Raw genomic sequence first — 26,847 nt, 5'->3', positions numbered from 1 at the left:
CCCTCGCGCCGCGTCACCGCCGGGTACGGTGCCCGTCCTCCTCACGGCGTGCCGGCCGTGGCCTCCCTTCGAGGTCGGCCAGGAGTGACAGCGCCAGGTCCTCCAGCAGGAGGTAGCCCGTCGAGGACGCCTGGTCCAGAGCTTGACGGGCGTACCGGATCGCGCGGTCGTGCGTGCCCAGGTCGGCGTGCGCGCGGGCGAGGCCGAGCAGCGGCCTGACCTGCAGGTGCACCATGCCCGCCGTGACGGCGTACGTGAGTGCTCGCTGGTGGGCGTCGAGAGCCTCGCCGTGCTGTCCGGTCATCGCCTGGACGGTGCCGAGGACGTGCGTGGCGCGGCACATGGCGTAAACGTGGCGCGCGCCTTCCGCGCGCTCACCGGCCGAGACCGCGGCCTCAAGGGCGAGGTCGAGACGGCCGCGGTCACGGTGGATCTCCGCCAGCGTGGTCAGGATCTTGGCCTCGGGCACGTGCAGGCCGCTCTCGCGGTCGTGGCCGAGCGCCTCGGTGGCGAGGGCCAGTGCCTCGTCCAGGTCGCCGCTGAGACGCCGGACGGTCGCGAGCTCGTTGAGGGAGTGGCTCAGCTCGCTGCCGCGCAGGTGACGGTGGAGGACGAGGGCGTCGCGCAGGTGCCGTTCCGCCGCCTCCAGGTCGCCGCATTCCAGGTGCACGGTACCCAGGTTGCCCATGGCGCGGGCCTCGCCGTAGGTGTCGCCGATCTCGCGGTTGAGCTCGACGGACCTGACGAGGTGGTCGATGGCCTGGCGGAGCCTGCCCAGGTCATGACAGGCGGTGGCGGCGTTGTTGTGCGCGGCGGCGGCGCCCGCGGACCAGCCCGCGTGCTCGCTGTACCGAATGGCCAGCTCACAGGCGGCGTGGGCGGCGGAGTAGTCGGCGCGGCACAGAGCGGCCGTGCCCGCGCAGAGGTGCGCCGCCGCCAGGCCGAGCGGGTCGTCCTCGACGGTGGCCGCGTGTGTCGCGGCGTCGGCGATCGCCACGATGTCGGCCAGGCTGGTGGCGGTGTGGTGGACGAGGTGACCACGCAGGGCGTCGGCGATCAGCCAGGCGTGTCGTCTGGGGCCGGTGACCGGAGGCCTGCGGGCGGCGGAGGAGGGGTCGACGGCGCCGGCGGCGTGCAGGGCGAAGGCGACGAGGTTGGCCTGCTCGGCGCTGAACCAGGCCATCGCCTCGGCGCGGGGCCCGAGCCCGGACGGGACGGGGAGCGGCAGGCGGGTGATCGAGGGATAGGCGCTCTCCGCCGCCGCGACGGCCTCGGCCAGGTACCGGTCGCCGAGGCGTTCGAGGGCCCGGACGCCGGTCGCGGGATCGTCGTCGCGGAGTGTGAGCTCTCCCGCGTACTGCCGGAGCAGGTCGTGACAGGTGTACCGGTACGGCCGGTACTCCTCGATCAGGTGGGCGGCGGCGAGGCGGTCCAGGAGCTGTTCGGCCTCGGCGATCTCGATGTCGGCCAGGGAGGCGACGGCCGACGCGGTGACGTCGGGCCCCTGGACCAGCCCCAGCAGCCTGAACAGGCGCCGCTCCGCCTCCGGCAGGCCCGTGTACGACAGTTCGAACGCCGCCCGGACCGCCACGTCGCCGTCGATCCGCAGCAGGTCCAGCCCTCGCGCGGACAACGCGGCGGCGTACTCGCCCAGCGACCTTCGCGGACGCGTCGCCAGCGTCGCGGCGGCCACACGCAGGGCCAGCGGGAGTCCTCCGCACAGCCGTACGATCCGCTCGGCCGCCTCCGGCTCCGCCGACAACCGTTGTTCCCCGACCATGGAGGCCAGCAGCCGGGCGCTGTTGTCCCGGTCGAGCACGCCGAGTGACAGGTTCCAGGCGCCGTGGGAGACGGTCAGCCCGGCGAGCGCGTTGCGGCTGGTGACGACGACCAGGCAACCGGGATCGCCGGGTAACAGGGGCCGTACCTGTTCGGCCGTCCGCGCGTCGTCGAGCAGCACCAGCATCCGGCGGCCCGACAGGCGCGAGCGGTACAGACCGGCCGCGGCCTCCTCCTGCTCGGGGATCCGCTCCGGGGGTATCCCGAGCGAACCGAGCATCCGCACGAGGGCCTCCAGCGGCGGCATGGGCGGGCGGGCCGCGTGCCCGCGCAGGTTCACGTAGAGCCGGCCGTCGGGGAACTCCTCGGCCACGAGATGGCCGAACCGTACGGCCAGGGCGGTCTTGCCTGCGCCGGCCGCGCCGGTGACGGTCGCGATGGAGGGAGCACCCACGGCGAGGGCATTCCGGCGCAGCAGAGCCAGGTCGCGTTCACGCCCCACGAAGCCGGTCACGTCGGCGGGTAACTCGGCGGGCACCTGCCCCGCCTCCTCGCGTCCGTGGAACGGCTCGGGGTCGGGGGCGTCGGCGAGGATGGTCGCCTCCAACCGGCGCAGCTCGGGCCCGGGGTCGAGGCCGAGTTCGTCCGCGAGCAGGGTTCGCCCCTCGCGGTACACCTCCAGCGCGTCGGACCGCCGCCCGGAGCCGTGCAGCGCCGTCATGAGCAGTGCCCGCAGATGTTCCCTCAGCGGATGCTCGGCGAGCAGTTCGGACAGCTCACCGACCAGGTCGCGATGCCGGCCGAGGGCCAGGCCCAGTTCGGCCCGCTCCTCAAGGACGCTCAGGCGCAGCTCCTCCCACCGTCCGGCGAAGGCCGCCAGCTCCTCCAGTTCCAGGTCGGCGAGCACCGGGCCGCGCCACAGTGTCAGGGCCTGCCCCAGCAGGTCGGCGGCCTCGGCCTGTCGTCCGGCCCGAGCCGCCTGCCTGCCCCGATCGATGCACCGCTCCGCCTGGTGCGTGTCCACCAGGCCACCGGCCAGCCGGTAGCCGGACCCCTCCGTCCTGATGATCTCCGGTCCGGCGCCCATCCCGCGTAGTTCCCTGCGCAGGGCCGCCACCGCGATCATGACCTGGTTGCGTACGGTCGCCGGCGGGTGCCGCCCCCAGGCGGTGGCCAACCGGTCGATGCTGAGCACCTGGCCGTGGCCGACGACCAGCATGGCCAGTACGGCCCGGGCCCGCGGACCGCCCAGCCGCACCGGCCTGCCGTCGACCGTCGCTTCGAGCCGCCCCAGGATGTTGAACCGTACGTCAGCCCCCATGTGATCACGATAGCGAGGGCGGGCGCCCCGTCCGTCCGGAGAGAAACCGTGGTCGTTTCACGCGGGGGCGAGGGCCGTTACCCAGCACGAAAAGGGATCGTTCTCCGGAGGTCACGACCGGCGTCGCCGTCATATCGGGTCGATAGCGAAACAAAAGCGGGCGTTCGTAGGGTCGGAACGAATCTCAGGCCGAAACGGTGGGCTGTGCGAAACGGTCGACCGCGAACCTGAACTCCCTACAGAGAAAGCCGAGAAAATGAACACCACGACAAAGTTCGCGTTCGCCGTGGCGGTCGGCACGCTCGCCCTGTCCGTCTTCGCCACCCCTTCCAACGCCAGCTCCGCCGGTGCCGGCCTGCCGACGTCCTCTGTGAACAAGGCCGCCTGCCAGGTTCAGCACCACTTCTACGACGTCGGGTACGCCAGGAGGGTGGACCTCTCCAACGAGTGCTCCTCCACGCGCTACGTCTGCATCGACAAGGTCTGGAACCAGGACTCCGGGCCGCACGCCGTCCCCGGACGGTCGACGAAGACCGTCTCCTACGCCACCTGGCCCGAGCCGACCGGCCGGAGCGTCTACTACGCGAGTTCTTCCAGCAGGTGCTGAACGCGATATACGCCACTCACAAGAGCTGAAGAGAACGGCCGGCTGGACGGGGGCGTTCCGGCTGACCTCCTCCGAGGAATCTTTGATCGGCCATTCCCAGGCCCACCGTACGGTTTCTCGCACTCCTGTTCCGGGCCCGTTCCACAGCGGTGACCGCGGGTCTGGGGTGCCCGATGGTGTGACCGGCGCATCGGGCACCCCGGAGTCTTCATTCAGGGGTGGAAGGTGTCGAAGTAGTCGGCGGGGATTTTGTTGAGCCAGGCGTGGGTGACACCGGTCCAGCCGATGCGCAGGAAGTCGGCCTTGCCGTCCCCGTCGATGTCGGCGAACTGGATGTCCTTGGGCGGCAGGTCACCGTCCCCGGCGATCCTGCCGATGTCGCGGTAGGTGCCGCCCGCGCCCTTGGCTCCCTCGTTGATCCAGGCGCGGGCGCCGCCCTTGAGGGTGATCAGGATGCGGTCGGCCCGCTTGTCACCGTTGATGTCGGCGTAGCGGATCTCCCGGGGGTTGGCCAGGGCGCCACTGATCTGCTGGGGAGCGGTCCAGTCCAGCCACTTGCGGCCGTCCTTGTTCTGGAAGTCCCTGTTGTACGCGGCGGTCGTCGTGCCGTCCGGTTTGATCAGCAGGTAGTCGTCCCGGCCGCCCCCGGTGACGTCGGCGAACCGGATCTTCGTGGCCGGGTCGATGTTCAGGATCTCACCCTGCGACCCCTCGTCGAAGACACTGGCCATGCCGCCGTATTTGTTCATGCACATGCGTTGGCCGGAGGGGTTGTCGCCCTTCCAGGTGGAGACCTCGACCTTGCCGGTCAGCCACACCACCATGCAGTCGGGGAACCCGTCGCCGTCCACGTCACCGAACCGCAGCATGTTGCCCACCGCCCCGGCCGCGGGTTTGTAGGAGTTCTGGCCTTCGACGAAGGGCATCCAGTTCTTGCCGGAGGGCCCGCTGTTCCACCAGAACCGGAAGTTCTGCTTCTCGTCGACCGCGACGAACTCGGCCTTGCGGTCCTTGTTGACGTCGACCATCCAGAACCGGCTGGTGTTGGGGTACTGCTGGTCCTGGATGACGCCGCGGTCCTCCCAGTTCGGGCCGAGCTTGGAGCTGTTGTCACCGGTGCCGGTACCGTCGTCCCTCGGGCCGCCACAGGCGTCGGACACCTGGCCGGGATCCTGCTCGGCCGGCGGCCGGAGCCAACCTCTGTCACTCGCCTGACCGGCCGCCTTCACGAACGCCGTGCCGATCTTCTCGTAGCCCTGGTCAGTGGGGTGAATGCCATCGGTGCCGATGTCGGAGAGCTCCAATCCGGTGGTGTCGGTGTACACCACACGCAGGCCGCGTTTCACCAGCAGATCGACCATGGCGGGGATCTGGGCGGTGAACGCCTCACCCCGCGCGTTGGCGCCGGGAAATTTCGGGGAGTTCAAGGGCTGCATCCCCGCCACCAGGACGACGGCCCTCGGAGAGTCACCGGCGATCTGCTCGACCAGTCTTTGGAGCCGCCCGATCGCACCGTCCATCTGGATGTCGTAGAGGACATCGTTGCCGCCGGCGATGAGCGTGATGACGTTGGGCTTGAACACCTTGACCGCGCACTGGGCCTTCCCGGCGATCAGGTCGATCGTGTATCCACGCCAGCCCTCGACCTCCCGGTCCTCCATCGTCCCCACCCGGACCGAGCCCACCCAGTCCACCCAGGGGGTGACGTCGTCACTGACCTCGGTACCGGCGGGCTGTGCCCTGCGCTCCGCGAGATCGTTGAACCCCTGATCGGCGGTGTCGCGGTAACCGTTCCCGTCCGAACTGCCTTCCCCGTAAGTGCTGGACGACCCGAGTGCCATCGGACGCAGGCTCGCGGATCCGATGCCGTTGCGGAGCCTGTGGAGATTCGCGAGAAGGGCTGGAGCGAGGCCCTCAAGATATTGGGCCACGAACTCAAGCGGGCTCCGGAACGCGGTGAACTTCGCCGCCAGGTTCTTCACGCCCTGCGCGATCTTCTGGAGCAGGGGGTTGGCCCCCGTCTCCATCACCGCGAGCGCCTTGCCCAGCACGGCGCCGGTGATGGCTCCGTGGATGCCCACCGCCAACGCCTCCGTCCAGACCGCCGGGTCGGTGAACGGCCTGTTGTCGAAATAGGCGTTCAACAACTCCCCGATCATGCCCCCCACGAATCCACCGAGGGCTCCGCAGAACGGCGCGGCCGCCGGGGCGCCGACATTGAAGGCTCCCAGGCACAACGCCGAGGTCAGGATCATCGCGCCCGTCCCCACAGTGGCGGAGAGGAACTTCTGCCACCAGTTCGCGTTCGGGCCGACCTGGTCGGCCGGTATCACGATGGCCACCCCGGTGTCGATCACCTGGATGGAGCCTTCGAACCCGACGCCTTCCCATGCGTCCGGGTAAACGCCCACCTCGTACGACTTCAGGAGCGTGATCATGTGATCGCTCAGCGACTGACCCGTCGCCTGTGCTCTGTGGATCTTGTCCACCTCGGCCTGGAGGGGACCACGGTCGACCTGCGAGACCTCGAAGCTCATCACCACGTCGTCGGCGTCCTCCGCCAACGCGGCGAGGCGCGCAGGGGCCTCACCCGCGCACATCAGGCGTATCGCCGAGGCCTGGCCGACGCCGGCGGGCCCGATGCCCCCCAGCCGGGCGGCGGCGCGGTCGGCGCCCTCGCACGAGGACGGCCGGAGCGGTGCACCCGCTTGCGCGGGCGTGACGGCGCCGGCCAGGACCAGCGTCACGGAGACCACAACCGCGGCGATCCGGCTCCACCAGCCTCGGGGGCGGCCGGCTCCCACATTCGAGGCCGACGGTGGACCCGGCAAACGCAGCCGTGCGACCGGCGCGGTATATAACGACTTTCTCAAGAAGCTCTCCTAAAAGGCGTTCCGGTCGCGCCCGACTCGGCGAACCGGCGTGTCATGACAGAGCGGTCACGGTCGCGAACGCGGGCGCGTCGGCTCTCCCGGCCAGACCAGCGGACCTGTACGGGCTTGGGTGCGGCACGGCTGCCTCCCGGCGGGAGGCACTCCTGGACGGAATCGGACACCGCACCGGCAAGCATGTCGCGACAGCCGTACCCGGATCGATCCCGCCTGCTGCCCATGTGAGGTACGGCTCGCGCTACCGCGGTCCCCTGTTCCCGCAGGTCCGGACGTGCCTCGGCTGCGCGCGGGCACGCGGTACGGATCGAAGGGGGACGTTCGCCGGAGAAACGGCGACCCCTGGCACGGACTCTGCTTCTCTCCTTTCCGAACGAAAGGCTGAAGCCAGTCTGTTGATTCTCCGGCGGAATGTCGTTGACGGTTTCCGCAGAATGTGTTGACGGTTTCTGCAAACGCCTGAACTCCTCGGGTTTCACCCAGGAGGCGCCGCGAAACCGGGGCGAAGGTGTGGTGAAACCCGGGTCGTCGAACCTGTGTCCATGAGCATCACCCAAGAGGCAAGACAGACGAGGTCCGGTGCCGAGACGGCGGTGAGCGCCGTTCGGGCCGAAGGACTGGTCAAGACGTTCGGCACGTACCGCGCCGTCGACGGGATCGACCTGGACGTACGGCCCGGCGAGGTCTTCGGGGTCCTCGGCCCCAACGGCGCGGGCAAGACCACGACGATGCGGATGCTGGCGACGCTGCTGAAGATCGACGCCGGACGCGCCGAGATCTTCGGCGTCGACGTGGCCGACAACCCGCACGTGATCAGGCAGCTGGTCGGGGTCACCGGCCAGTACGCGTCGGTCGACGAGAACCTGACCGCCCGGGAGAACCTGTGGCTGTTCGGGCGGCTGCAGGGCATCGGCTCCGCGGAGGCGAAGCGGATCTCCACCGACCTGCTGGGGCGGTTCGGGCTTGAGGAGGCCGCCAACAAGCCGATCGCGCAGTTCTCCGGGGGCATGCGGCGGCGGCTCGACCTGGCCGCCAGCCTGATCACCAGGCCGCCGTTGATCTTCCTGGACGAGCCGACCACCGGACTCGACCCCCGTACGCGTGGACAGATGTGGGACACCATCCGCGACCTGGTCGCCGACGGCTGCACCGTCCTGCTGACCACCCAGTACCTCGACGAGGCCGACCAGCTCGCCGACCGGATCGCCGTCATCGACCACGGCAGGAAGGTGGCCGAGGGCACCCCGGACGAGCTGAAGACCACGGTCGGCGACTCCGCCCTGCAGGTCGTGCTCGCCGTACCCGGTGAGATGCGGCAGGCCTCGGACATCGTGCGCCGTGTGGTCGGCGTCGAGCCCGTGCTCAGCCCGGAGCAGGGACGGCTCACCGCCCCGCTCGGCCAGGCGGACCTGGCCGCCGACGTGCTGATCGCGCTACGCACCGCGGGGGTGTCCGTAGCGTCGGTGAGCGTGGACAAGCCCAGCCTGGACGAGGTGTTCCTGGCCCTCACCGGTCACGAGGCCGACGAGAAGAACGACAACGACGGAGAGAACCGATGAGCACCCTGACCGCACCGGCCGCCCACCAGCCCGTACGGGCCGCCGACCGGGTGGCGTCCGCGCGGCGGCGCGTCTCGGTCGGCGAGACGCTCAGCCAGACCATGATGATGGCCTGGCGGGCGGTGAAGAAGATGTTCCGCAACCCCGAGCAGTTCATCGACGTGACGATGCAGCCCATCCTGTTCACGGCGATGTTCGCCTACATCTTCGGCGGCGCCATCGCCGGGAACGTGGGCAACTACCTGCCACTCATGATTCCCGGCATCCTCGCCCAGACCGTGCTGACCACCTGTATGGCGACCGGCATCCAGCTCCGTGAGGACATGGAGAAGGGGGTCTTCGACCGGTTCAAGTCGCTGCCGATCGCCCGCATCGCGCCGCTGGCCGGGCCGATGGTCGCCGACCTGGTGCGTTACACGATCGCCTCGGGGCTGACCTTCGGCATGGGCGTCCTCATGGGCTACCGGCCGGGCGGCGGCGTGTTCGGGACGCTCGGCGCGATCGCGCTGTCGATCGTCACGGGCTGGTCGCTGGCGTGGGCCTTCACCTGGGTCGGCACCATCGCACGCAGCGCCCAGGCGGTGCAGGGAATCTCGATGATGATCATGTTCCCGCTGACGTTCCTGTCCAACGCGTTCGTGCCGGTGGACACGCTGCCGGGCTGGCTGGCCGCCTTCGTCCGGGTCAACCCGGTCTCGCACCTGGTCACGGCGGCCCGCGACCTGGCCAACAACGGTGTCGTGAGCGGGGAGGTGGCCTGGACGCTACTGGCCTGCCTGATCTGCATCCTGATCTTCGCGCCGCTGGCGGTGCGTTCCTACAAGCGGCACATCTGAGCCGTGGCCGCGCAGCGCCTTCCTGGCCTCGTCGAGCAACTCGGGGCCGCGCCGGTCGCCGTACTCCGCCCGTATCGCGGAGATCAGACCGGGCGCGGCCCTCTCCGCGTGCGGTTCGATCCGGTCGAAGGCCATGCTGGACATCATCTGGCTGTAGGAGAAGCGCTCGGCGAGCACCAGCAGCCTGATCGCCTCGTGCGCGGGCAGCGCCTCCCACAGCAGGCCCCACGCTCCGAGCGCGAACAGCATCGTCCCGACCACCGGGTAGTCGATGTAGAGGCTGCGCGCGCTCAGCATCTCCCCGTTCAGCAGGAAGGACCGGTCGGCGAACAGTTCCTCGCCGTGACGCAGGTCGGCCGGGCCGGCGTGGTAGGCGTGGGCCGTCAGCGCGAAGGCGGTGATGACGATCACCCACGGTTCGCTGCCGCTCGGAAGACCTGCGGTCAGCCGCATGTCACGGGCCCGCTGTACGGCCAGGCGGTACTGGGCCAGGGCGTGCGCCGTGTCACCGCGGGCGAGGGACAGTTCGGCCGCGCACATCGGGATGAACACCATCTCGCCCTGCACCGCCTCGCTCTCGCTGATCCGCGTCAGTTCGGCGAACTCGGCCTCGGCCGTCTCCAGATCACCCGTCTGGATGGCGTTGTGGATGATGACGGCGCGCAGTTGCACCTCGTCGTCGGTGGCGCCGATCCTGATCATGGCGGGAAGGGCGGCACGGGCGTGGCGGACCGCCTGCTCGTGGTCTCCCTGTTGCAGGGTCAGCTGGGCGAGTGTGGCCCGCAGGACGGCCTTCTGCCACGGCCCGTCGTCCTCCCGCACCACGGCCAGCGCCCGCTCCGCCGCCGCGCACGCGGCCTCCGCCGCTCCGATGTTCTCCAGCGCGTGGGCCAGCGCCTGCCCCGCCATCAGGGCGAGGTCGTGGTCGGAACTCAGGCTCAGCTCGGTCAGTCGCTGGATGACCTGGTTCCCGTTGGGGGAGTCACTGGCCAGCACCACCCGCGTCATCGCGGCCAGGCGGGGGACGGGGCTTTCGCGTTCGGGCAGGTGGGTGAGCAGGTCGCGCAGCGTGCGGTCGGTCATCCCCATCATGTTCATGAGCATGATGAGCAGGGCCGCCCTGGTCGCCTCCTCAAGCTCCGGGGGCGGGACCCAGCCGTCGAGCGCCTGGACCAGCGCCTCGCGCAGCACGACGATCCTGGGGTGGTCGCCACGGATCGACCACAGCGCGCCCACGGCGGACATCAGCTGCATCACCGTGCCGGAGTCGCCCTCGCCCAGCGCCCGGCGCAGCTGGTCGGCCAGGTTGCCCTCCTCGGCGCGCAGCGCGTCCACGGCCTCGAACTGGCGGACACTGAACAGATAGTCGATATGGCGTATGCCGTACTCGACGGCCCAGGACCGTTGCGCCGCCCGCGCCCGCTCCTCCTCACCGGCCTCGGCCAGGCGCATCAGGCCGAACTCCCTGACCGTCTCCAGCATGCGGTAGCGCAGGCCGTACGCGGTCTCCCTGACGCTCAGCAGGGACTGCTCGACCAGCGCGTCCACGGCGTGCAGCGCGTCCGAGCCGAGCATGTACTCGGCCGTCTCCAACGTGAAGCCGTCACCGAACAGCGACAGCCGGCTCAGTGCGCGCCGCTCCCGCTCGCCCAGCAGGTTCCAGGACCAGTCGATGACCGCGAGCAACGTCTGGTGCCGGTCGGGGGCGCTGCGGTTACCGCCACGCAGCAGGGCGAACCGGTCGTTCAGCCGCCGTCTGATCTCCTCGGCCGACATCATCCGCGTCTTGGCCGCGGCCAGCTCGATGGCCAGCGGTAGACCGTCGAGCCGGGTGACGATCTCGCGCACGACCTCCTCGTCGAGCCGCACACCGGGACGGGCCGCCGTGGCCCGTTGGCCGAACAGCTCGACCGCGTCACCCGTGGCCAGCTCGCCGAGCTGGTGGACCCGTTCGGCGGGGATCGCCAGCGGGGCGCGTGAGGTGGTGAGAATCCGCAGGTCACGAGTGGTGGCGATGAGGAAGGCCACCAGGTCGGCCACGGCCTCGACGACGTGCTCGCAGTTGTCCAGGATGAGCAGGGAGGGCACCTGGTCCAGGTGGGCGGCGATGCGGGTCCGCACGTCGGCGCGCTGCTGCGGGGTCAGCGCCCGCCGTCCGACGACCGAGTCACGCACCCCGAGCGCGGACCCCACCTCGTCCACCACGCCCTCGGGAGAGGACACGGCGACCAGTTCGACGAAGTGCGCCACCGGCTGCACGGCGTTCCTGCCCGCCACGTGGGCCAGCCGCGTCTTGCCCAGGCCGCCGGGGCCGACGATGGAGACGACCCTGCCGCTCTGCAGCAGGGCGTGGACCGTACGGATGTCGTCCTCACGGCCGAGCAGCGAGGAACCGTCGTAGCGAAGCCCCTCGCGCACCGGCCGGTCGGCGGCCAGCAGCCCGGCGTGCACCCGCGTCAGCTCAGGCCCGGGATCGGTGCCGAGCCGGTCGGCGAGGTCGGCCCGGTAGCGTTCGTAGCGTTCCAGCGCCGCGGCGACACCGCGCACCGCCGCCTCACTGCGCAGCAGGCAGGCCAGCAGTTCCTCGTCGTGCGGAAGGGCGGCCACGCGCTCCTCAAGCAGGGGAAGCGCGCCCGCGTGGTCGCCGTCCCTGCCCCGTGCGAGGGCCAGCACCCGGCAGGCCTCGGCCAGGTGTCCGGCGGCGACGGCGCGCAGGTCGGCCAGCGCTCCGGTCGACGGCTCACGACCGCTCCCCGCCAGGCTGATCGCCTGCTCGGCACACCGGCGGGCCAGGGCCGTGTCCCCCTCGCCCAGCGCCTTGACCGCCCGCCCCACGAGGTCGGCGAGCAGGTGGGCGTCGACCTGGTCCGCCGACAGGCCCAGCCGGTAGCCGCGCGCCGTACGCACCACGACGTCGGGGCCGGTCGCGGACCGGGTACGGGAGACCACGACCTGTAGCGCCTTGACGGGGTTGGCGGGCGGGTCCTCCCACCACAGCTCCCGGACCAGGCGATCGTCGCTGACCCCGGCCTTTCCGTGCAGCACGAGCACGGCCAGCAGGGCATGCGCGCGATCGCCCGCCAGTGGCCTACCCTCCCAGCGGACACCGTCGAGCAGGGTCAGCACCGGAGCCACGCACCCCAGCTTACGGCGTATCGGCCTTCCAGTAGCAATGCATATATTTCCCCCTCAAAAGGCCACTGACCTGCGATATTTACGACATTCGACCGCCGGCCCCGCCGCGTACGGCACGGCAGGGCCCGCTCATGATCTCAAAACATCGATCACGCGGAGATTCCCCGTTCGCGTACGGTGGCCGGGCTGGGTTGGGCAGGTGGGACGGGGCCCTGGCGGGTGCGGTAGACGACGTAGGGGCGCCACAGGTAGGCCAGGGGAGCCGACCAGACGTGGACGAGCCGGGTGAAGGGCCACAGCGCCAGGAGCAGGAAGCCGCCGACGGCGTGCAGCTGGTAGACCAGCGGGGCGCCGGTCATCAGGTCACTGCGCGGGGAGAACAGGAACACTCCGCGGAACCAGACCGCGACCGTCTCCCGGTAGTCGTATCCCGGGCCGAACAGGTTCACGACGACCGTGGCGGCCATCCCGAGCCCGATCATGACCGCCAGGGCCGCGTAGAGCACCCTGTCCATGGGGGTCGTCTTCCGCCTGACCCGGCGGTTGACCACGCGACGGGCGACGAGCAGGACGAACCCGGCGACGAGCATGACGCCGGTCACCGTACCGGCCCAGACCGCGACCAGGTGGTAGAGGTGCTCGGGGACACCCAGCCACTCGGTCACCGAGGCCGGGACCAGCAGCCCCATCGCGTGCCCGCCGATGGCCCCGAACGCGCCCAGGTGGAACAGCGGCGACCCCAGGCGCAGGATCCGATTCTCCAGAAGCTGGCTGGTGTGCGTGGTCCAGCCGAACTGGTCGTGGCGCCACCGCCATATGTGGCCGCCGACGAACACCGCGAGGCAGAGGTACGGCAGGGCGATCCAGATGACGGCGTTCATCGCAGGTCCTCCGAGGAGGGGGTGGGGTACGGTGCCAGGCCGATACCGCCGAGCTCGTCACCGTGGAGGTCGAGGTCCCGGCCCGGGAAGCCCGGGCTGAGGAGGTCCGGCCCCAGAGAGCCCAGGCCGGGGGAACCCGGTCCGCAGGGGTTCGGGCCGGGGGTGTCCAGGCCGACGGACTCGACGGGTGGGCCGTCCAGGGCCAGCTCCGCGATGGCCGCCCGGTCGGCGTCGGTCAGTTCGGGCAGGACGGCGGTGATCGCGTCGAGCAGCAGGCCGTACGGCGTGCCGAGGTCGGCCAAGGCGACGCGGAGCAGTTCGACGCCGCGCCGGTGCTGGCGCAGCGGCGCCTCCCCCTCGCCGGGACCGACCACGGCGGCGAACTCAAGGACGACCGGCAGCAGGTCGGGCAGCTCACCGGCGGCCAGCCGCAGACCGTGGGCATGGTAACGCCGCTTGAGGACGAGCAGCGCCATGCCCCGCCTACGGGTGTCACCGTGCAGGTAGTACGTCAGGTAGAGGCCGGACTTACGGCGCAGGTCGAAGGTCCGCACGTAGTGCCGCTGCGCGTCGATCGGCGCCGTGCCGGTCAGCCAGGTGAGGAACCTCTCGACCTGCCCGCGCAGCCACGGGTGCCCGATTCCGGCGGCGGCACCGCGCAGCTCGTCGGCGGCGCCGAGCAGTTCCGCGTCCGGATAGGTGAGCAACACCGAGGCGAGTTGGAACAGCCGTATCCGGTCGGCCGCGGCCACGGAGGCCCCGTCGATCACGGAGGTCCCATCGATCACCGTCCCCGAGGTCATATCCGTGGTGGCCGGGACTCCATCGGTCGCCGCCGTCGAGGCCGTGCCCATGGCGGCCGGGGCCGCATCGGTGACGGCCGTCAAAGTCACGTCGATCACGGGCACCGGGATCCTGGTGGTCGCGGTCATCTGGGTCACAGGGGTCGCCGTGAAGGTCGTGTTGGTCGGGGGTGTGGTCATGACCGGTCCCGCAGGGGGTCGATGGTCAGGCCCGTCCGGCCGTCGGGGCGTCGTGTCGTGAGTCCCTGTCTTCCGACGTGCACGTCGTCGGCACCGCCCTCGACGAGGTGGAAGCGCTCGGTCACGGCCCTGACCCGCTCGACGTCACCCGCCCCAGGACCGCCCGCGCCAGAGCCGTCCGTTCCGGAACCACCCGCGCCAGGACCGCCCGCCCCGGAACCACCCGCACCGAACCCGGCCGCGCCGGAACCGCCCATGCCCGGGCCGCCCTCGCAGTCCAGGGAACAACCGCCTGACGCGGCGGCCTGGGCCTCAAGGGCGGCGGCGTCCTTGCTGTAGGCCGTCGGGATGACGTACCGCTCGTCGTACTTGGCGATGGCGAGCAGCCGGTACATCGACTCGACCTGTTCGGCCGTCATCCCGATGCCGTCGAGCAGTTCCTCGGCGACCGTGCCGTCCAGGGTCCTGGCCCGCATGTACGAACGCATCGCGGCCAGCTTCATCAGGACCCCGGCGGCGGCGTCGGCGTCGCCCGCGGTGAACAGCTCGGCGAGATACTCGACCGGGATGCGCAGGTCCCTGATGGTGTGGAAGACGTCGTCGGCGTCGGTGTCGTCACGGCCCGCCGCGCCGGTCGCGTCGAGCACCGGGGAGAGCGGCGGGACGTACCAGACCATCGGCAGCGTCCGGTACTCCGGGTGCAACGGCAACGCGATCCGGTACTCGCTGATCAGCCGCCACACCGGCGACAGCCTCGCGGCCTCGACCCACTCCTCGGGCATTCCCGCGTCGCGGGCCGCCTGCTGTACCGCCGGGTCGTGGGGGTCGAGGAAGACCTCGCGCTGGGCGTCGAGCAGGTCGTGCTCGTCCGGCACCGACGCGGCGGCGAGGACGGCGTCCTCGTCGTAGAGGACGATGCCGAGGTAGCGGAGCCGTCCCACGCACGTCTCCGAGCAGATGGTCGGCTGGCCCGCCTCGATCCTCGGGAAGCAGAAGGTGCACTTCTCGGCCTTGCCGGTGGCGTGGTTGACGTACACCTTCTTGTACGGGCACGCCGAGACGCACATCCGCCAGCCCCGGCACCTGTCCTGGTCGACGAGGACGATGCCGTCCTCCTCCCGCTTGTACATCGCGCCCGACGGGCAGGCCGAAACGCAGGCCGGGTTGAGGCAGTGCTCGCAGATCCGGGGCAGGTGGAACATGAAGGTCTTCTCGAACTCGAACCTGACCTTCGCCGCGGCCTCGGCGGGCATCCGGGTGATGTTCGGGTCCCGGTCGGCCCGTTCGTGCGCCCCGCCGAGGCCGTCCTCCCAGTTCGCCCCCCACTCCACGGCCATCGGCTCACCCGTCAGCGCGGAGTACGGCCTCTTGACCGGGGTGTCCTTCAGGCCGGCGGGCGCGCCGACCAGGATGTCCTTGTCGAACGTCGCGGGCTCGTAGTAGTCGTCGATCGACGGCAGGTCCGGGGTGGCGAAGATGCGGCTCAGCCGCTTCATCCGGCCGCCGGAGCGCAGGGTCAGCCTGCCCTTGCGGTCGAGCCGCCACCCGCCGTGCCAGCGGTCCTGGTCCTCGTAGTGCTTGGGGTAGCCGATGCCGGGCTTGGTCTCGACGTTGTTGAACCAGACGTACTCGGTGCCCTCGCGGTTGGTCCAGGTCTGCTTGCACGTCACCGAGCAGGTGTGACAGCCGATGCACTTGTCGAGGTTCATCACCATCGCGACCTGCGCGCGGATTCTCATCAGTACTCCACCTCCTGCGAACGACGGCGGATCACCGTGATCTCGTCGCGCTGGCTGCCGATCGGGCCGTAGTAGTTGAAGGCGTAGGTGAGCTGGGCGTGTCCGCCCGCGAGGTGGGTCGGCTTGACCAGCAGCCGGGTCATCGAGTTGTGGTAGCCGCCGCGGCGGCCGTTCCTCTCGGCCTTGGGCACGTTCACCGTCCGCTCCGGCGAGTGGTACTGGAAGACCGTGCCCTCGGGCATCCGGTGGCTGACCACGGCGCGGGCGACGACGACGCCGTTGCGGTTGTGCGCCTCGATCCACTCGTTGTCCCTGACGCCGATCTTCGCGGCGTCCTCGACGCTCATCCAGATGACCGGCCCGCCCCGGGACAGCGCGAGCATCAGCTCGTTGTCGTGGTACATCGAGTGGATCGACCATTTGGCGTGCGGGGTGAGGAACCGTACCGTCACGCCGCCGTCGACGACCTCGCCGGGTCTGCCGAAGTGACGCGCCATGTTCAGCGGCGGCCGGAAGGCGGGCAGTTGTTCGCCCAGTTCGGCGACCCAGTCGTGCTCGACGAAGAAGTGCTGCCTGCCGGTGAGGGTGTGCCACGGCTTGGACCGTTCGACGTTGAGGGTGAACGGCGAGTAACGGCGGCCGCCCTTCTCCGAGCCGGACCACTCCGGGCTGGTGAACACCGGCTGCGGCGCGGCCTGGGTGTCCGGGTAGGTGATGTGGTCGTCCTCGTGGCCTTCGATCAGGTCGGCGAACGGCTGCCCGGTACGCGCCTCCAGGGCGGCGAACCCGGCGGCGGCCACCCGCCCGTTGGTGGTGCCCGACAGCGCCAGGATCGCCTCGCACATCCGGTCGGCGGTCGCCAGAGACGGGCGTCCGGCGAACGGGCCGTCGGCGACGACGCCGTTGCGCTCGGCGAGGTAGGCGATCTCCGGCGTGACGTCCACGGTGATGGCCTTGGTGGTCGTGCCGAGGGTGTCGAGCAGCGGGCCGACCGCCCGCATCTTGGCGCCGATCAGCGTGTAGTCGCGTTCGATCTCCACGAGCTTCGGCATGGTCACGCCGGGGACGGGCTCGCACTCCCCGGCCTTCCAGTCCCTGGCCCGGCCGCCGGGGGTGGCGAGTTCGTCAGGGGTGTCGTGCTGCAACGGCACCGCCAGGACGTCGCGCCGTACGCCGAGGTGGACGGCGGCGAGTTCACTGACCCGGTCGGCGAGGGCGAGGAAGGTGTCGTAGTCGGTGTGCGCGTCCGAGGGCGGTTCGACGGCCGGGCTGAACGCGTGCACGAACGGGTGCATGTCCGTGGTCGAGATGTCGTGCTTCTCGTACCAGGTGGCGGCGGGCAGGACCAGGTCGGCGTGCAGCCCGGTGTTGGTCATCCGGAAGTCGATCGCGGTGAGCAGGTCCAGCTTCCCGGTCGGCGCCTCCTCGCGCCAGGCCACGTCGCGGGGCCGTTCGCCGGGTTCGCACTCCCCCGCCCGGGCGAGGGAGTCGACGCCGAGCAGGTGCCGCATGAAGTACTCGTTGCCCTTGCCCGAGGAGCCGAGCAGGTTGGCCCGCCACAGGGTGAGGCAGCGGGGGAAGTTCGCCGGGTCGTCCGGGTCGTCGGCGACCGCCCCGAGCCGCCCGGCCTTCAGCTCTTCCACGATGTGCTCCTGGACCGTACGGCCCGCCGCCGCGGCCTCGTCGGTGAGGTCGAGGGGGTTGCGGTCGAAGGCCGGGTGGCCGGGGCTCCACCCCATCCGCTGGGCCGCGGCGACGGTGTCCGCGAACGTCATCCCGGCGAACCTGCCGGTGCCCAGCGGCGAGGCCAGCTCGTCGGCGGGCACCCGCTCGTAGCGCCACTGGTCGGTGTGCAGATACCAGTACGGCGTGGCGGCCTGGTGCCGCATCGGGCGCTGCCAGTCGAAGGCGAAGGACATGTGCTGCTGGCCGGTCAGCGGCCTGGCCTTCTCCTGGCCGACGTAGTGCGCCCAGCCGCCGCCGTTGACGCCCTGGCAGCCGGTCAGCAGGACGAGCGAGATGAACGCCCGGTAGGTCATGTCGGAGTGGAACCACTGGTTGGCCCCGGCGCCCAGGACGATCAGGGAACGGCCCCTGCTGCGTTCGGCGTTGCGTGCGAACTCCCGGGCGATCCGGGCGGCGAGGGCCGCGGGAACCCCGGTGACGCGTTCCTGCCAGGCCGGGGTGTTGGGCTCCTCGGCGTCGTCGTAGCCGCTCGGCCAGCTCCCCGGCAGGTCACCGCGGCGCACGCCGTACTGGGCCATGAGCAGGTCGAACACGGTCGTCACGAGGTGGCCGCCGATCCGGGTGACCGGCACTCCCCTGCGCATCACGGCGCCGCCCTCGGTGTCCCCGACGTCGAACCTGGCCAGCTCGACCTCGACGGCCTCTTCGGTCGTGCCGAGCAGTCCCAGCGCCGGTACGGCCTCGCCGAGGTCGAGGTTCCACCGGCCCGCGTCCCGCTCGCCGTACCGGAACCCGAGTGAGCCGTTCGGCACGACCGGCTCGCCCGTGCGCTCGTCGAGGAACACCGTCCGGTGCGCCGCGCCCTGGTCCTCGTCGCCGAGGTCCTTCGCGGTCAGGAAACGGTCGGAGGTCCAGGCGCCGTTGTCCCTTCTCCTGAGCGTGACGAGGAAGGGCAGGTCGGTGTAGCGGCGGACGTAGTCGGTGAAGTACGGCACCTGGCGGTCGCGGAAGAACTCGGTGAGGACGACGTGGCCCATGGCCATCGCCAGGGCGCCGTCGGTTCCGGGGTGCGGTGCGAGCCAGTCGTCGGCGAACTTGACGTTGTCGGCGTAGTCGGGGCTCACGGCCACGACCTTGGTGCCCCGGTAGCGGGCCTCGGCCAGGAAGTGCGCGTCCGGGGTCCTGGTCACCGGGATGTTGGAGCCCCACATCATCAGGTAGGTGGAGTTCCACCAGTCTCCGGCCTCGGGCACGTCGGTCTGGTCGCCCCAGATCTGCGGGGAGGCGACGGGCAGGTCGGCGTACCAGTCGTAGAAGCTCAGCAGCGTGCCGCCGAGCAGCGCGTGGTACCGGGTTCCCGCGGCGAAGGACGCCATCGACATCGCCGGGATCGGCGAGAAGCCCACGACGCGGTCCGGGCCGTACTTCTTCGTGGTGTGGACGTGGGCGGCGGCCATCATGGTGATCGCCTCCTCCCACGAGGCCCGCACGAAGCCGCCCCGGCCCCGCCGGCTCTTGTAGGCCTGCGCCTTCATGGGGTTCTCGACGATGTCGGCCCAGGCGAGCACCGGGTCGCCGAGGCGCTCCAGCGACTCGCGGAACATCTCGGCCAGCGCCCCGCGCACGTACGGGTGCCGTACCCGGGACGGCGAGTACTCGTACCAGGAGAAGGACGCCCCGCGCGGGCAGCCACGGGGTTCGTAGTCCGGCGCGTCGGGGCCCGTCGTCGGATAGTCCGTCGCCTGGTGCTCCCAGGTGATGAGGTCGTCCTTCACGAACACGTTCCACGAGCACGAGCCGGTGCAGTTGACGCCGTGCGTCGAACGGACCACCCGGTCGTAGCGCCACCGGTCCCGGTAGAACGTCTCCCAGGAGCCGCGGTCGATCTGGTGCAGGGTCCGTCCCCCGTCTCCGACCGTCTCCTTCGTCAGGAAGCGACGTGCGGCCAGCAGCGGCGCCACGCCGGGCACCGAGTCCGTCGCGGGGGTCTGGGGGTGTGGTGACACGGTGCTGCACTCCTTCGATCGCGGGACGCGTACTCAGGCTTCCGTGGCACCGGGTCGCACGTCAGGTGCCGAGGGTCCCGATCAGCCGGGTCCTAAGTCCCGGACGCCTCCGACCCTTCGACCAGGCGCGGACGCATGGCGCGGCGGGCCGTCCTGGCGACGGCGGTGGTGTCCAGCAGCAGGGCGGCCAGCGCGACCAGGGCCAGCAGCCCCAGGCCGAGGGCGTAGCTGCCGTACCAGCCGTAGATGACGCCCATCAGCAGCGGCGGCACGAACCCGCCCAGGCCGCCCGCGGCGCCCACGATCCCGGTGACCGAGCCGACCTTGTTCGCCGGGGCGAGCAGCGCCACCAGGGCGAACGTCGCGCCGCTGCCCGCGCCGAGCGCCGCGGCCATGGACAGGAACGCGACCGTCCCGAGGGGTGCCAGGCCGGGGGTGAACGCCTGGACCGTGGCACCGGACACGACGACGACCAGTGTCCAGGCGAGCACCCTGGTCGGCGCGAACCGGTCCGACAGCCACCCGCCGACCGGGCGCATCAGCACCGCGAGCAGCACGAACCCGGCCATCCGGTTGGCGGCGTCGGCCTGGTCCAGCGCGTAGGCGGTCTTGAGGTAGGCCGGCAGATAGACCGAGAACGCCACATACCCTCCGAAGGCCACCGCGTAGAGCGCCGAGGCCTGCCAGGTCACCCGCAGCCGGAGCGTGGCCCCCAGCCGCCGCGCCATCGACTCGACCGGCACCGTACGGCCCGGCGCGTCCCGCAGCAGCAGCGCCGCGACCGCCGCGTACCCGCAGAGCACGACGGCGGTGACCGTGAACGGGGTCGCGCTTCCGCCGACGTCGACCAGCTTGACCGTGGTCAGCGCGCTGATCGCGGTGCCGCCCATGCCCGCGCCGAACACGCCGACGGCCAGGCCGCGCCGCGCGGGCGGGAACCAGGCGTTGACGAACGGCACACCGATCGCGAAGGTCGTGCCGCCGACGCCGAGGAAGAAGCCCCCGACCAGCAGTCCTGCCAGGGACGTCTGCCCGGCCAGCCCCAGGTAGAGCACCGGGACGACGGTCGCCAACGACACCAGCGGGAACATGACGCGACCGCCGTACCGGTCGGTCAGCGCGCCGACCGGTACGCGGCCGAGCGAGCCGACGACCACCGGCACCGCCACCACCAGCGCCTGCTGGAAGGGGCTCAGGTGCAGGGCCTCCTTGAACCTCGGCGCCAGCGGGCTGAGCAGCGCCCACGCCCAGAAGTTGATCGCGAAACCGGCCGTGGCCAGGGTCAGCATCAGCGCCGGACGCCTGTCCGGCGCGCCTCCCGCACTCATGGTTTCCTCCACTGTGTGTCGCCGTGCCGCCCAGGGCACGGTGGTCGACACACAGCGTTTCCGGCCGGTACATCCCCGGGACAGGGACCTTGGACCTCTCCCCCCGGGCCCTGTGTCCCCTGCCTCCGTACGGATCGCGCGTCACCTGCCGCGTCGGCCACCCGGGTTCCCCTCCGCCTCCCGCTCGGTGTGGATGTCCAGGGGCGGCCTCCCTAGAAGATCCGTTTACGATGACACGCCCAGCCCGCTCACCATTTCACGATAAATAAGCAAAAAACCAATGCTTGGATAATAAATCCACTAAATGTCTATAAGGCGGTATATGAGAGCCGGGATGTTTGACACCTGATATGGGCGGTATGGGCGCCTCTGACGAGGGAAAACGGACATCGCGTCGCCAGAATCTCCTACGAAGGAGACCGACGGGCGACTTCCGGACTCTCACCAGAAGCAAGACGGGAGAACTCCATGCGTAAAACGCTTACCGGACTGGGCCTAGCCTTCTTCCTGACGCTTGGGCCCGCCGCCGCAGCGGCGACCGACTCACTGGCCGCACCGGTCACCCAAAGCCAGCCCACTCCCGCGCCACAGAACAACAGCAGGGACAGCGGCGACAAAACCGGCCTCTGGGGCCTGGCGGGGCTGATCGGCCTCCTGGGCCTCGGCGGCCTGCGCAAGCATCGCGAGTACACCGGAACAGGATCCGGCGCGCACGTCGGCGATCGGCCGACGCGTCCATAGCCGTCGAGAGGCGGGAGGCCCACGGCTCCATGGCCGGGGCCTCCGGCGCTCTGCGATGCGCACGTTTGCCCATCTGCCTGTTTTGTCCACCGCAGTACGACAGCGGCCGAGCCGAGCCGCCGTACGCGGATCAGGCCACCTGACCGGCACCGGCCGCGGGCCCGTCATTTCTCCAGAAGGCTCACCCGGATGCCGTTGATGAGAATGTCCAGCTCACTGAGAAAGGTCTCGTCGCGCCGGTCACGGGGCCATATCTTGGCCTGCCGGGCCTGTTCCTCAAGCGTGAAACCGTTCGTGAAGCTCGTCAGCAGGTCCGCGCCGAGCTCCGCGTCCCGCTCCGGGACGCCCGCCGTACGCAGCGAGTCGACCAGCGCCTGGAAGTAGGTCACGGCCGAGGCCGGCAGCACGCTGAAGGAGGCCACCAGCCGGGCGCCGTCCCGGTGCGCCAGCATGGTCGAGCGAGCCCGTACGGCCAGCTCCCGCAGCCGGCCCGCCCAGTCCTGCTCCGCGATGGGCTCGGCGAGCATCTCGTCGACGATCCGCTCGACCAGGGCGTCCAGCAGAGCGGTCTTGCTCGGGTAGTGCCAGTACAGGGCGCCCACCCGGACGCCGAGCCGGTCCGCCAGCCTGCGGGTGGTCAGCTCGTCGAGACCCACCTCGTCGAGCAGCTCCATCGCGCCTCGGAGCACATCGGCCTGCCGGAGCGGCATCCGCTTCCCCCTTCTCCTCGTCCTACACGGAGAGCTTGCCACTTGAACACCGACCAAGTAACTTGAACGCCGCTCAATTGAGCACTGTTCAAGTCAAGGGAGCCACCATGCGGGTTCTGGTGATCGGGGCGGGCATCGGCGGACTGTGCCTGGCACAGGGGCTGGTCCAGGCCGGGATCGACGTGCGGATCCACGAGCGGGAGGCGGGCGCCCACAGCCGCTACCAGGGTTTCCGGATCGGCATCGGCGGCGCGGGCCTCGCCGCGCTACGCGAATGCCTGCCGCGGCGGCTGCACGGCCTGCTGGAGGCCACCACAGGAGAGCTGTCCGGGGAACGGCCGGTCGTCGACCAGCACCTCAACGTGATCGGCCAACTCGGTCCGATCGACGACGGCATGGCCACCGACCGGCACGTGCTGCGGCACCTGCTGCTGGCCGGCCTCTCCGACCGGATCGAGTACGGCAGGCGGCTGGTCGAGTACGTCGAGCTGCCCGACGACACCGTGCGGGCGGTCTTCGCCGACGGCGGCACGGCCACCGGTGACCTCCTGGTCGGCGCCGACGGAGTCGGCTCTGCGGTCCGCCGCCGGTTGCTGCCCGACGCCTCGGTCGTCACGCTGGGCGGCAACGGCCTGCTCGGGCGCACCCCGCTCACCGAGCGCCTCGCCGGTCTGGTGCCGGGGTTCGGCACCGTGGTGCGCGGCCCGGACATGAGCATGCTGCTCGGCAAGATGGAGTTCCGCCGCCCGCCGCACCTGGCCGCCGCCGAACTCGCCCCCGACGTCGAACTGCCCGCCACCGAGGGCTACCTGCGCTGGGCCGCGTTCCTGCCCGAGCGCGTCGAGCGGCTGCCCGACGGCTGGGCCGCGGCCCGCGACCTGCTGCTGCCCCTGATCGACGGCTGGCACCCGGACCTGGTCGAGCTGGTCGAGCGGTCCGACGTGGTGAACAGCTCGCCGCTGAAGGTCGGCTACGCGCGGCCGGTGCCGCACTGGGGAACCCGCCGGGTGACCCTGCTGGGCGACGCCGTCCACGTCATGCCGCCGAGCGGCGGCCAGGGCGCGAACACCGCCTTCCGTGACGCGGCCCTGCTCTGCCGCCGGCTCACCGAGGTCCACCGGGGCGAGAGCGACCTGCTGCCCGCCGTCGAACGCTACGAACGCGAAATGCTCGACTACGGCTTCGCGGCGGTCGCCCGGAGCCTGGAGGCGCTGCCGAACTTCACCGTGGCCGGCCGCTGACCCGACCGGACCGGCCGCACCGTGAGCGGCGCGAGCGGGCTCCCCGCGACCGGACCGACTCCGGGGCATATCCCACCGCGGCCCGACCGGCCGCACCGGGGCGGCTTCCCCGCGACCCGACCGGCCGCACCGGAGGCACGCGCCCGACGCGCTCAGACCGGCTTCATCGGGCAAAGCACCGCCGCCGCCGGGGCGGCGGGCCGGTCACGACTCCCTGTGCGCCACCGGACAGCCACCGGTCAGTCTGCCGAGGAAGTCGTTGGGGTCGTAGTAGTGCTCGACCTCCACCAGCCTGAGGTCGTCGGACAGCTTGGCGATGCTGACGCCGTACATCTCGATCGTCTGCCCGGTGGGCTGGAAACCGTGGTACTCACCCTCGAAGACGCCCCAGTGGCGCCATTTGACGGTGACGGTCGGCGGCGGGGTGAGAACTTCGAGCACCTCCCAGAAGAATCCGCCGGGAAACGCCCTGTGGAACATCCGGTGCGAGGAGTCGAAGGTCTCCTGCCCGGTCGGGTAGAAGACGCTGTCGCCGATCAGGACGTTGTAGCTGCCGATCTCCGCGATGTCCGCCGCGGTGGCCCACGGACCTCCGTTGACGTTGGTCCGGAAACGGTCGGCGACCATCGACACCCAGGTCGCCGGATCCTTCTTGTGCGAGACCTCCATCTCGAAGACCTGCACGATCCCCTCGACCACGGCCTCCAGCGAACCGGGCTCGAAGTGGTGCGTCCGCTGCCGCGGCATGACTTCGTGCGAGAGGTCGTAGTCGGGCAGGCCGTCCCGCCACTCACTCGGATCCGCGGCCGCGACCACGGCCGAACGCCCCTGAAGCCACAGCGGAGTTTCAGCCAAGACAATCACCCCATTTAGGACGACTACCACGAAAGAGCCGAAGCCCACAGATCCTCACGGACGTCTTCCGCCCCGTCAAGCGCCCCTCACGGGAGCGGCGTCGACTTCGGCTTCCAAAGTCCGTCACCCAGCCTGGCGATGAGATCGGTCGCGGAAAGCCCCGGTTCACACCAGAAGGCGCCATCGGCCGCGGCCGGACCGAAATGCCTTTTCGAGCCGCCCGGGAACCACCGGCCAGAAACCAGGGAAATCACGAAATGGAATTAACACTCACACCCTCCGTGATAATCACCGCCAGTCGAAGGCTGTAAATCCGCGAGAACGGCTGCGATGAGCTGCAATTCTCACCGACGGTGCCCGAACGGAACACCCCTGCCACCTGCGGCGACGAGCGGAACACAATATGAATTGTGATCCACGTCACACCGCGTTCGACGGAGGGAGAGATATGTTCGAGGAGTGCGAAGGCGAGTTTTTAATTCCAGCCCGCCTTTATCGCCTACCACCGGAGGTTGCACGTGTTAAAGTCACGCCGAATTATGCTGGCTTCCATTGTCGGCGCCGCTGCCGCCGCGACGGCACTGCTCTCACCTCACACCGCCATGGCCGCGGACTCCACTCCGATTCCGGCGTCCGCCGACGTCTCGGCCCTCAGTCCGCAGCAGCTCGAACTCCTCAAGTCCGACACCCCGCACACGCTCTCGGTGGACCCGCGAACCGGCAAGGTGCTGTCGGTGACCGAGGGAGCCATCTCCACCCCCGCGATCAGCCAGCACAACATCTGCAACTCGGGTGACTTCTGCTACGCGTCCGGCCAGGTCCCGTACGCGCACCAGGGGTTCTACGGCAGCGCGGGCACGAAGACCGGAAGCTGGCCCTACCGGTCCTACTTCAACACCGGCAACTACAAGGGCCGGGCCTGCTGGACCTATCAGGGATCGTCGCCCTGCAGCGGCCCGTGGGGTCCCAACAGCTACGTCAACTTCAACGGTTCGCTCGTCACCGGCACCAGCGTCACTCTCTACTGAGCCACCGGTGAGCACATGACCGAGCGATGCCATCGCTCACATTGAGCGATCGAGAGCGGGGAGGCCGAGCCTTCCCGCTCTGCGTATGGAGAACGTCGACTCACGGACCGTCGAAACCGGAGACGGGATTCACCGGAATTATTTCCCGTTCGTGGACGGCGACAGCACCTGACCGGTACGCGGATCCACGTTCACCGTCCTCCCGCCGAGATTCGACGGCTTCCCCTCCGAAACTCCCAGCACCTGGCCGGTGGCGGGGTCCACGGTTATCGTCACCGGTTTGTCCGACTGCAGAAGCTTCTTCTCCTGAGGCGTGACCGTCGCGGTGTCCGCAGGTGACGGGCCGGTCGCGCTGACAATGGACGTCGAGGTCAGAGCCATGGCGACCGCACCGGCACCGACCGCCGCCACGAGGATGAGACGTCGTACTTCAGGCACGTTGACCTCCGAGGATCGAGAGAACTTACGGGGACAGACGTACGGCAGGCGCATCCACCAACCGTTTGACCACAGCCTTCACTTCTCAAAAATGAGAACCCACACAAACCTATCGCCGAGCGGCGACCCTCAGGACCTTTACCTTTGGTTCCAACCGAGATCGGCGACCCCCAAGCACTCCGATCCTGAGCCGAACACCCCTGAAGCCATAACGGGGTTTCCGCCAAAAGCCATCGAAAATCCCGGGTCACGCGGTCATGCAACCCTCCAGAGCGGCGGCGAACTCATCGGGGCGAGACCAGTAACCCAGGTGGTCCCCCGGAAGGTCGACGATCCGCCGATTCCACCGGGCCGCGAGCACGACGGCCGGCCGGTAGGGAAAGTGGGCACGGGAGTCCCGGCCACCCGCCAGGACGACGCGATCACGCCACGCGTCAAGCGCGGCGAAGTCCGGATGGTAGCCGGGAGCGTTGGGCACCTCCTGGGTCAGGATGGTGAGCGTGTTCCCGGACATGCGGGCGAGCAGTTCCGGATCGGGATCGGCCGGTCGCCGAGCCTCGGCGACCCCGATGCCCGCCAGGAATCGCCGCATCGCCGCCTCCTGCCCCTCGCTCCGATGGGTCGCGCCGACCTCCTCGAAGAAGGCTCGCCAACGCGGGGCGTCCGGCAGAACCTCGAAGATGGGCGGTTCGTGGGCCACGAGCCTGCTGACCAGCCGAGGATGCCGGCCGATGAGGTCGAGCCCGATGACGGCTCCCGCGCTTGTGGCGAAGATGCGGACCGGTTCCCCGGAGACGGCACCGATCAGGCGGCGCGCGTCTTCGACGTGCGTCTCGATCCACCCCGCGGGCTCCTCCTGGGTGAAACTCCGGGAGAAGCCTCGCCGGTCATAGCCGACGACCGTATGACGATCGGCCAGCCGATCGGCCATGGCGTCGAAGAAACCGGCGTCGCCATTGCTCCCGGGGATCAGCAGAAGCACCGGCCCCGAACCGCGAACCTCGTAGTGGATGCGGGCTCCGGCCACATCCAGGACATGGTTCTCACGCACAGCCATCACGCCTCACCTTCGCGCACGGCGGATAA

General features: G+C 70.0%; 18 protein-coding genes. 6 read left to right on the top strand and 12 right to left on the bottom strand.

Features of this window, described 5'->3' with window-relative positions; genetic code table 11:
* Positions 1 to 13: 13 nt before the first annotated feature.
* On the bottom strand, positions 14 to 3,100 hold the full coding sequence (locus tag ACIBVQ_RS25860; protein WP_399180533.1) for a BTAD domain-containing putative transcriptional regulator: 3,087 nt from the start codon (positions 3,098 to 3,100) through the stop codon (positions 14 to 16).
* A 256-nt stretch (positions 3,101 to 3,356) separates the two neighbouring features.
* Here ACIBVQ_RS25860 and ACIBVQ_RS25855 point away from each other — a divergent pair, with 256 nt between their 5' ends.
* Positions 3,357 to 3,707, top strand: coding sequence for a hypothetical protein (locus ACIBVQ_RS25855; protein ID WP_399180532.1), 351 nt, complete (start codon positions 3,357 to 3,359; stop codon positions 3,705 to 3,707).
* Between the two features lie 212 nt (positions 3,708 to 3,919).
* Here ACIBVQ_RS25855 and ACIBVQ_RS25850 read toward each other — a convergent pair whose 3' ends face one another.
* On the bottom strand, positions 3,920 to 6,454 hold the full coding sequence (locus tag ACIBVQ_RS25850) for a GDSL-type esterase/lipase family protein (RefSeq protein WP_399180530.1): 2,535 nt from the start codon (positions 6,452 to 6,454) through the stop codon (positions 3,920 to 3,922).
* Between the two features lie 683 nt (positions 6,455 to 7,137).
* On the opposite strand from ACIBVQ_RS25850, the gene ACIBVQ_RS25845 reads away from it, so the two are divergent.
* Together ACIBVQ_RS25845 and ACIBVQ_RS25840 are read left to right on the top strand one after the other, a co-directional pair.
* The gene (locus ACIBVQ_RS25845; RefSeq protein WP_399180528.1) at positions 7,138 to 8,154 is read left to right on the top strand and encodes an ATP-binding cassette domain-containing protein; all 1,017 of its coding nucleotides are present in this window, start codon (positions 7,138 to 7,140) and stop codon (positions 8,152 to 8,154) included.
* Positions 8,151 to 8,990: an ABC transporter permease gene (locus ACIBVQ_RS25840; protein WP_399180526.1), complete on the top strand. Its 840-nt coding sequence runs from the start codon at positions 8,151 to 8,153 to the stop codon at positions 8,988 to 8,990. The genes ACIBVQ_RS25845 and ACIBVQ_RS25840 overlap by 4 nt, the downstream gene beginning before the upstream one ends.
* Here the strand turns inward: ACIBVQ_RS25840 and ACIBVQ_RS25835 are convergent.
* The 6 genes from ACIBVQ_RS25835 to ACIBVQ_RS25810 all read right to left on the bottom strand — a co-directional run bounded on the left by ACIBVQ_RS25835 (position 8,919) and on the right by ACIBVQ_RS25810 (position 20,748).
* Positions 8,919 to 12,125, bottom strand: a complete 3,207-nt coding sequence (locus tag ACIBVQ_RS25835; RefSeq protein ID WP_399180524.1) for a BTAD domain-containing putative transcriptional regulator — start codon at positions 12,123 to 12,125, stop codon at positions 8,919 to 8,921. The two genes, ACIBVQ_RS25840 and ACIBVQ_RS25835, sit on opposite strands and share 72 nt — an antisense overlap.
* A gap of 149 nt (positions 12,126 to 12,274) precedes the next feature.
* Complete coding sequence (gene narI, locus ACIBVQ_RS25830) at positions 12,275 to 13,006, bottom strand: respiratory nitrate reductase subunit gamma (RefSeq protein ID WP_399180522.1); 732 nt, start codon at positions 13,004 to 13,006, stop codon at positions 12,275 to 12,277.
* Positions 13,003 to 13,989: a nitrate reductase molybdenum cofactor assembly chaperone gene (narJ, locus tag ACIBVQ_RS25825; RefSeq protein ID WP_399180520.1), complete on the bottom strand. Its 987-nt coding sequence runs from the start codon at positions 13,987 to 13,989 to the stop codon at positions 13,003 to 13,005. Before narJ ends, narI begins: the two co-directional genes overlap by 4 nt.
* On the bottom strand, positions 13,986 to 15,728 hold the full coding sequence (gene narH / locus ACIBVQ_RS25820; RefSeq protein WP_399180518.1) for a nitrate reductase subunit beta: 1,743 nt from the start codon (positions 15,726 to 15,728) through the stop codon (positions 13,986 to 13,988). Before narH ends, narJ begins: the two co-directional genes overlap by 4 nt.
* Positions 15,728 to 19,420, bottom strand: a complete 3,693-nt coding sequence (locus ACIBVQ_RS25815; RefSeq protein ID WP_399180516.1) for a nitrate reductase subunit alpha — start codon at positions 19,418 to 19,420, stop codon at positions 15,728 to 15,730. Before ACIBVQ_RS25815 ends, narH begins: the two co-directional genes overlap by 1 nt.
* Positions 19,421 to 19,512: 92 nt before the next feature.
* Entirely contained in the window at positions 19,513 to 20,748 is a 1,236-nt protein-coding gene (locus ACIBVQ_RS25810) for an MFS transporter (RefSeq protein WP_399180514.1), read from the bottom strand.
* 468 nt (positions 20,749 to 21,216) lie between these two features.
* On the opposite strand from ACIBVQ_RS25810, the gene ACIBVQ_RS25805 reads away from it, so the two are divergent.
* A complete protein-coding gene (locus ACIBVQ_RS25805) occupies positions 21,217 to 21,489 on the top strand; it encodes a WGxxGxxG family protein (protein WP_362915359.1) in 273 nt (90 codons plus the stop codon).
* 164 nt (positions 21,490 to 21,653) lie between these two features.
* Here the strand turns inward: ACIBVQ_RS25805 and ACIBVQ_RS25800 are convergent, their stop codons facing one another.
* A complete protein-coding gene (locus ACIBVQ_RS25800; protein ID WP_352012801.1) occupies positions 21,654 to 22,199 on the bottom strand; it encodes a TetR family transcriptional regulator in 546 nt (181 codons plus the stop codon).
* Positions 22,200 to 22,306: 107 nt separating this feature from the next.
* Here ACIBVQ_RS25800 and ACIBVQ_RS25795 point away from each other — a divergent pair, with 107 nt between their 5' ends.
* Positions 22,307 to 23,440 carry an FAD-dependent oxidoreductase gene (locus ACIBVQ_RS25795; protein WP_399180511.1) on the top strand — a complete coding sequence of 378 codons (1,134 nt, stop codon included), beginning with the start codon at positions 22,307 to 22,309 and terminating at the stop codon, positions 23,438 to 23,440.
* Between the two features lie 204 nt (positions 23,441 to 23,644).
* On the opposite strand, the gene ACIBVQ_RS25790 is transcribed toward ACIBVQ_RS25795, so the two are convergent.
* A complete protein-coding gene (locus tag ACIBVQ_RS25790) occupies positions 23,645 to 24,295 on the bottom strand; it encodes an ester cyclase (protein ID WP_399180509.1) in 651 nt (216 codons plus the stop codon).
* A gap of 539 nt (positions 24,296 to 24,834) precedes the next feature.
* On the opposite strand from ACIBVQ_RS25790, the gene ACIBVQ_RS25785 reads away from it, so the two are divergent.
* Entirely contained in the window at positions 24,835 to 25,323 is a 489-nt protein-coding gene (locus ACIBVQ_RS25785; RefSeq protein WP_352012798.1) for a hypothetical protein, read from the top strand.
* A 138-nt stretch (positions 25,324 to 25,461) separates the two neighbouring features.
* Here ACIBVQ_RS25785 and ACIBVQ_RS25780 read toward each other — a convergent pair whose 3' ends face one another.
* Positions 25,462 to 25,815, bottom strand: coding sequence for a hypothetical protein (locus ACIBVQ_RS25780; protein WP_399180507.1), 354 nt, complete (start codon positions 25,813 to 25,815; stop codon positions 25,462 to 25,464).
* Positions 25,816 to 26,008: 193 nt separating this feature from the next.
* Positions 26,009 to 26,818 carry an alpha/beta fold hydrolase gene (locus ACIBVQ_RS25775; protein ID WP_399180505.1) on the bottom strand — a complete coding sequence of 270 codons (810 nt, stop codon included), beginning with the start codon at positions 26,816 to 26,818 and terminating at the stop codon, positions 26,009 to 26,011.
* Positions 26,819 to 26,847: the final 29 nt, after the last annotated feature.

This window comes from Streptosporangium sp. NPDC049376, assembly GCF_044466505.1.
Classification (GTDB): domain Bacteria; phylum Actinomycetota; class Actinomycetes; order Streptosporangiales; family Streptosporangiaceae; genus Streptosporangium.
The sequence above is the reverse complement of the archived record's forward strand: the minus strand, read 5'-3'. Positions and strand labels throughout refer to the sequence as shown.

Coding starts and splice junctions, on each gene's coding strand:
- ACIBVQ_RS25860 (WP_399180533.1), bottom strand. CDS start 3,100: ATGGGGGCTGACGTACGGTTCAACATCCTGGGGCGGCTCGAAGCGACG.
- ACIBVQ_RS25855 (WP_399180532.1), top strand. CDS start 3,357: ATGAACACCACGACAAAGTTCGCGTTCGCCGTGGCGGTCGGCACGCTC.
- ACIBVQ_RS25845 (WP_399180528.1), top strand. CDS start 7,138: ATGAGCATCACCCAAGAGGCAAGACAGACGAGGTCCGGTGCCGAGACG.
- ACIBVQ_RS25840 (WP_399180526.1), top strand. CDS start 8,151: ATGAGCACCCTGACCGCACCGGCCGCCCACCAGCCCGTACGGGCCGCC.
- narI (WP_399180522.1), bottom strand. CDS start 13,006: ATGAACGCCGTCATCTGGATCGCCCTGCCGTACCTCTGCCTCGCGGTG.
- narJ (WP_399180520.1), bottom strand. CDS start 13,989: ATGACCACACCCCCGACCAACACGACCTTCACGGCGACCCCTGTGACC.
- narH (WP_399180518.1), bottom strand. CDS start 15,728: ATGAGAATCCGCGCGCAGGTCGCGATGGTGATGAACCTCGACAAGTGC.
- ACIBVQ_RS25810 (WP_399180514.1), bottom strand. CDS start 20,748: ATGAGTGCGGGAGGCGCGCCGGACAGGCGTCCGGCGCTGATGCTGACC.
- ACIBVQ_RS25805 (WP_362915359.1), top strand. CDS start 21,217: ATGCGTAAAACGCTTACCGGACTGGGCCTAGCCTTCTTCCTGACGCTT.
- ACIBVQ_RS25800 (WP_352012801.1), bottom strand. CDS start 22,199: ATGCCGCTCCGGCAGGCCGATGTGCTCCGAGGCGCGATGGAGCTGCTC.
- ACIBVQ_RS25795 (WP_399180511.1), top strand. CDS start 22,307: ATGCGGGTTCTGGTGATCGGGGCGGGCATCGGCGGACTGTGCCTGGCA.
- ACIBVQ_RS25785 (WP_352012798.1), top strand. CDS start 24,835: ATGCTGGCTTCCATTGTCGGCGCCGCTGCCGCCGCGACGGCACTGCTC.
- ACIBVQ_RS25780 (WP_399180507.1), bottom strand. CDS start 25,815: ATGCGCCTGCCGTACGTCTGTCCCCGTAAGTTCTCTCGATCCTCGGAG.
- ACIBVQ_RS25775 (WP_399180505.1), bottom strand. CDS start 26,818: ATGGCTGTGCGTGAGAACCATGTCCTGGATGTGGCCGGAGCCCGCATC.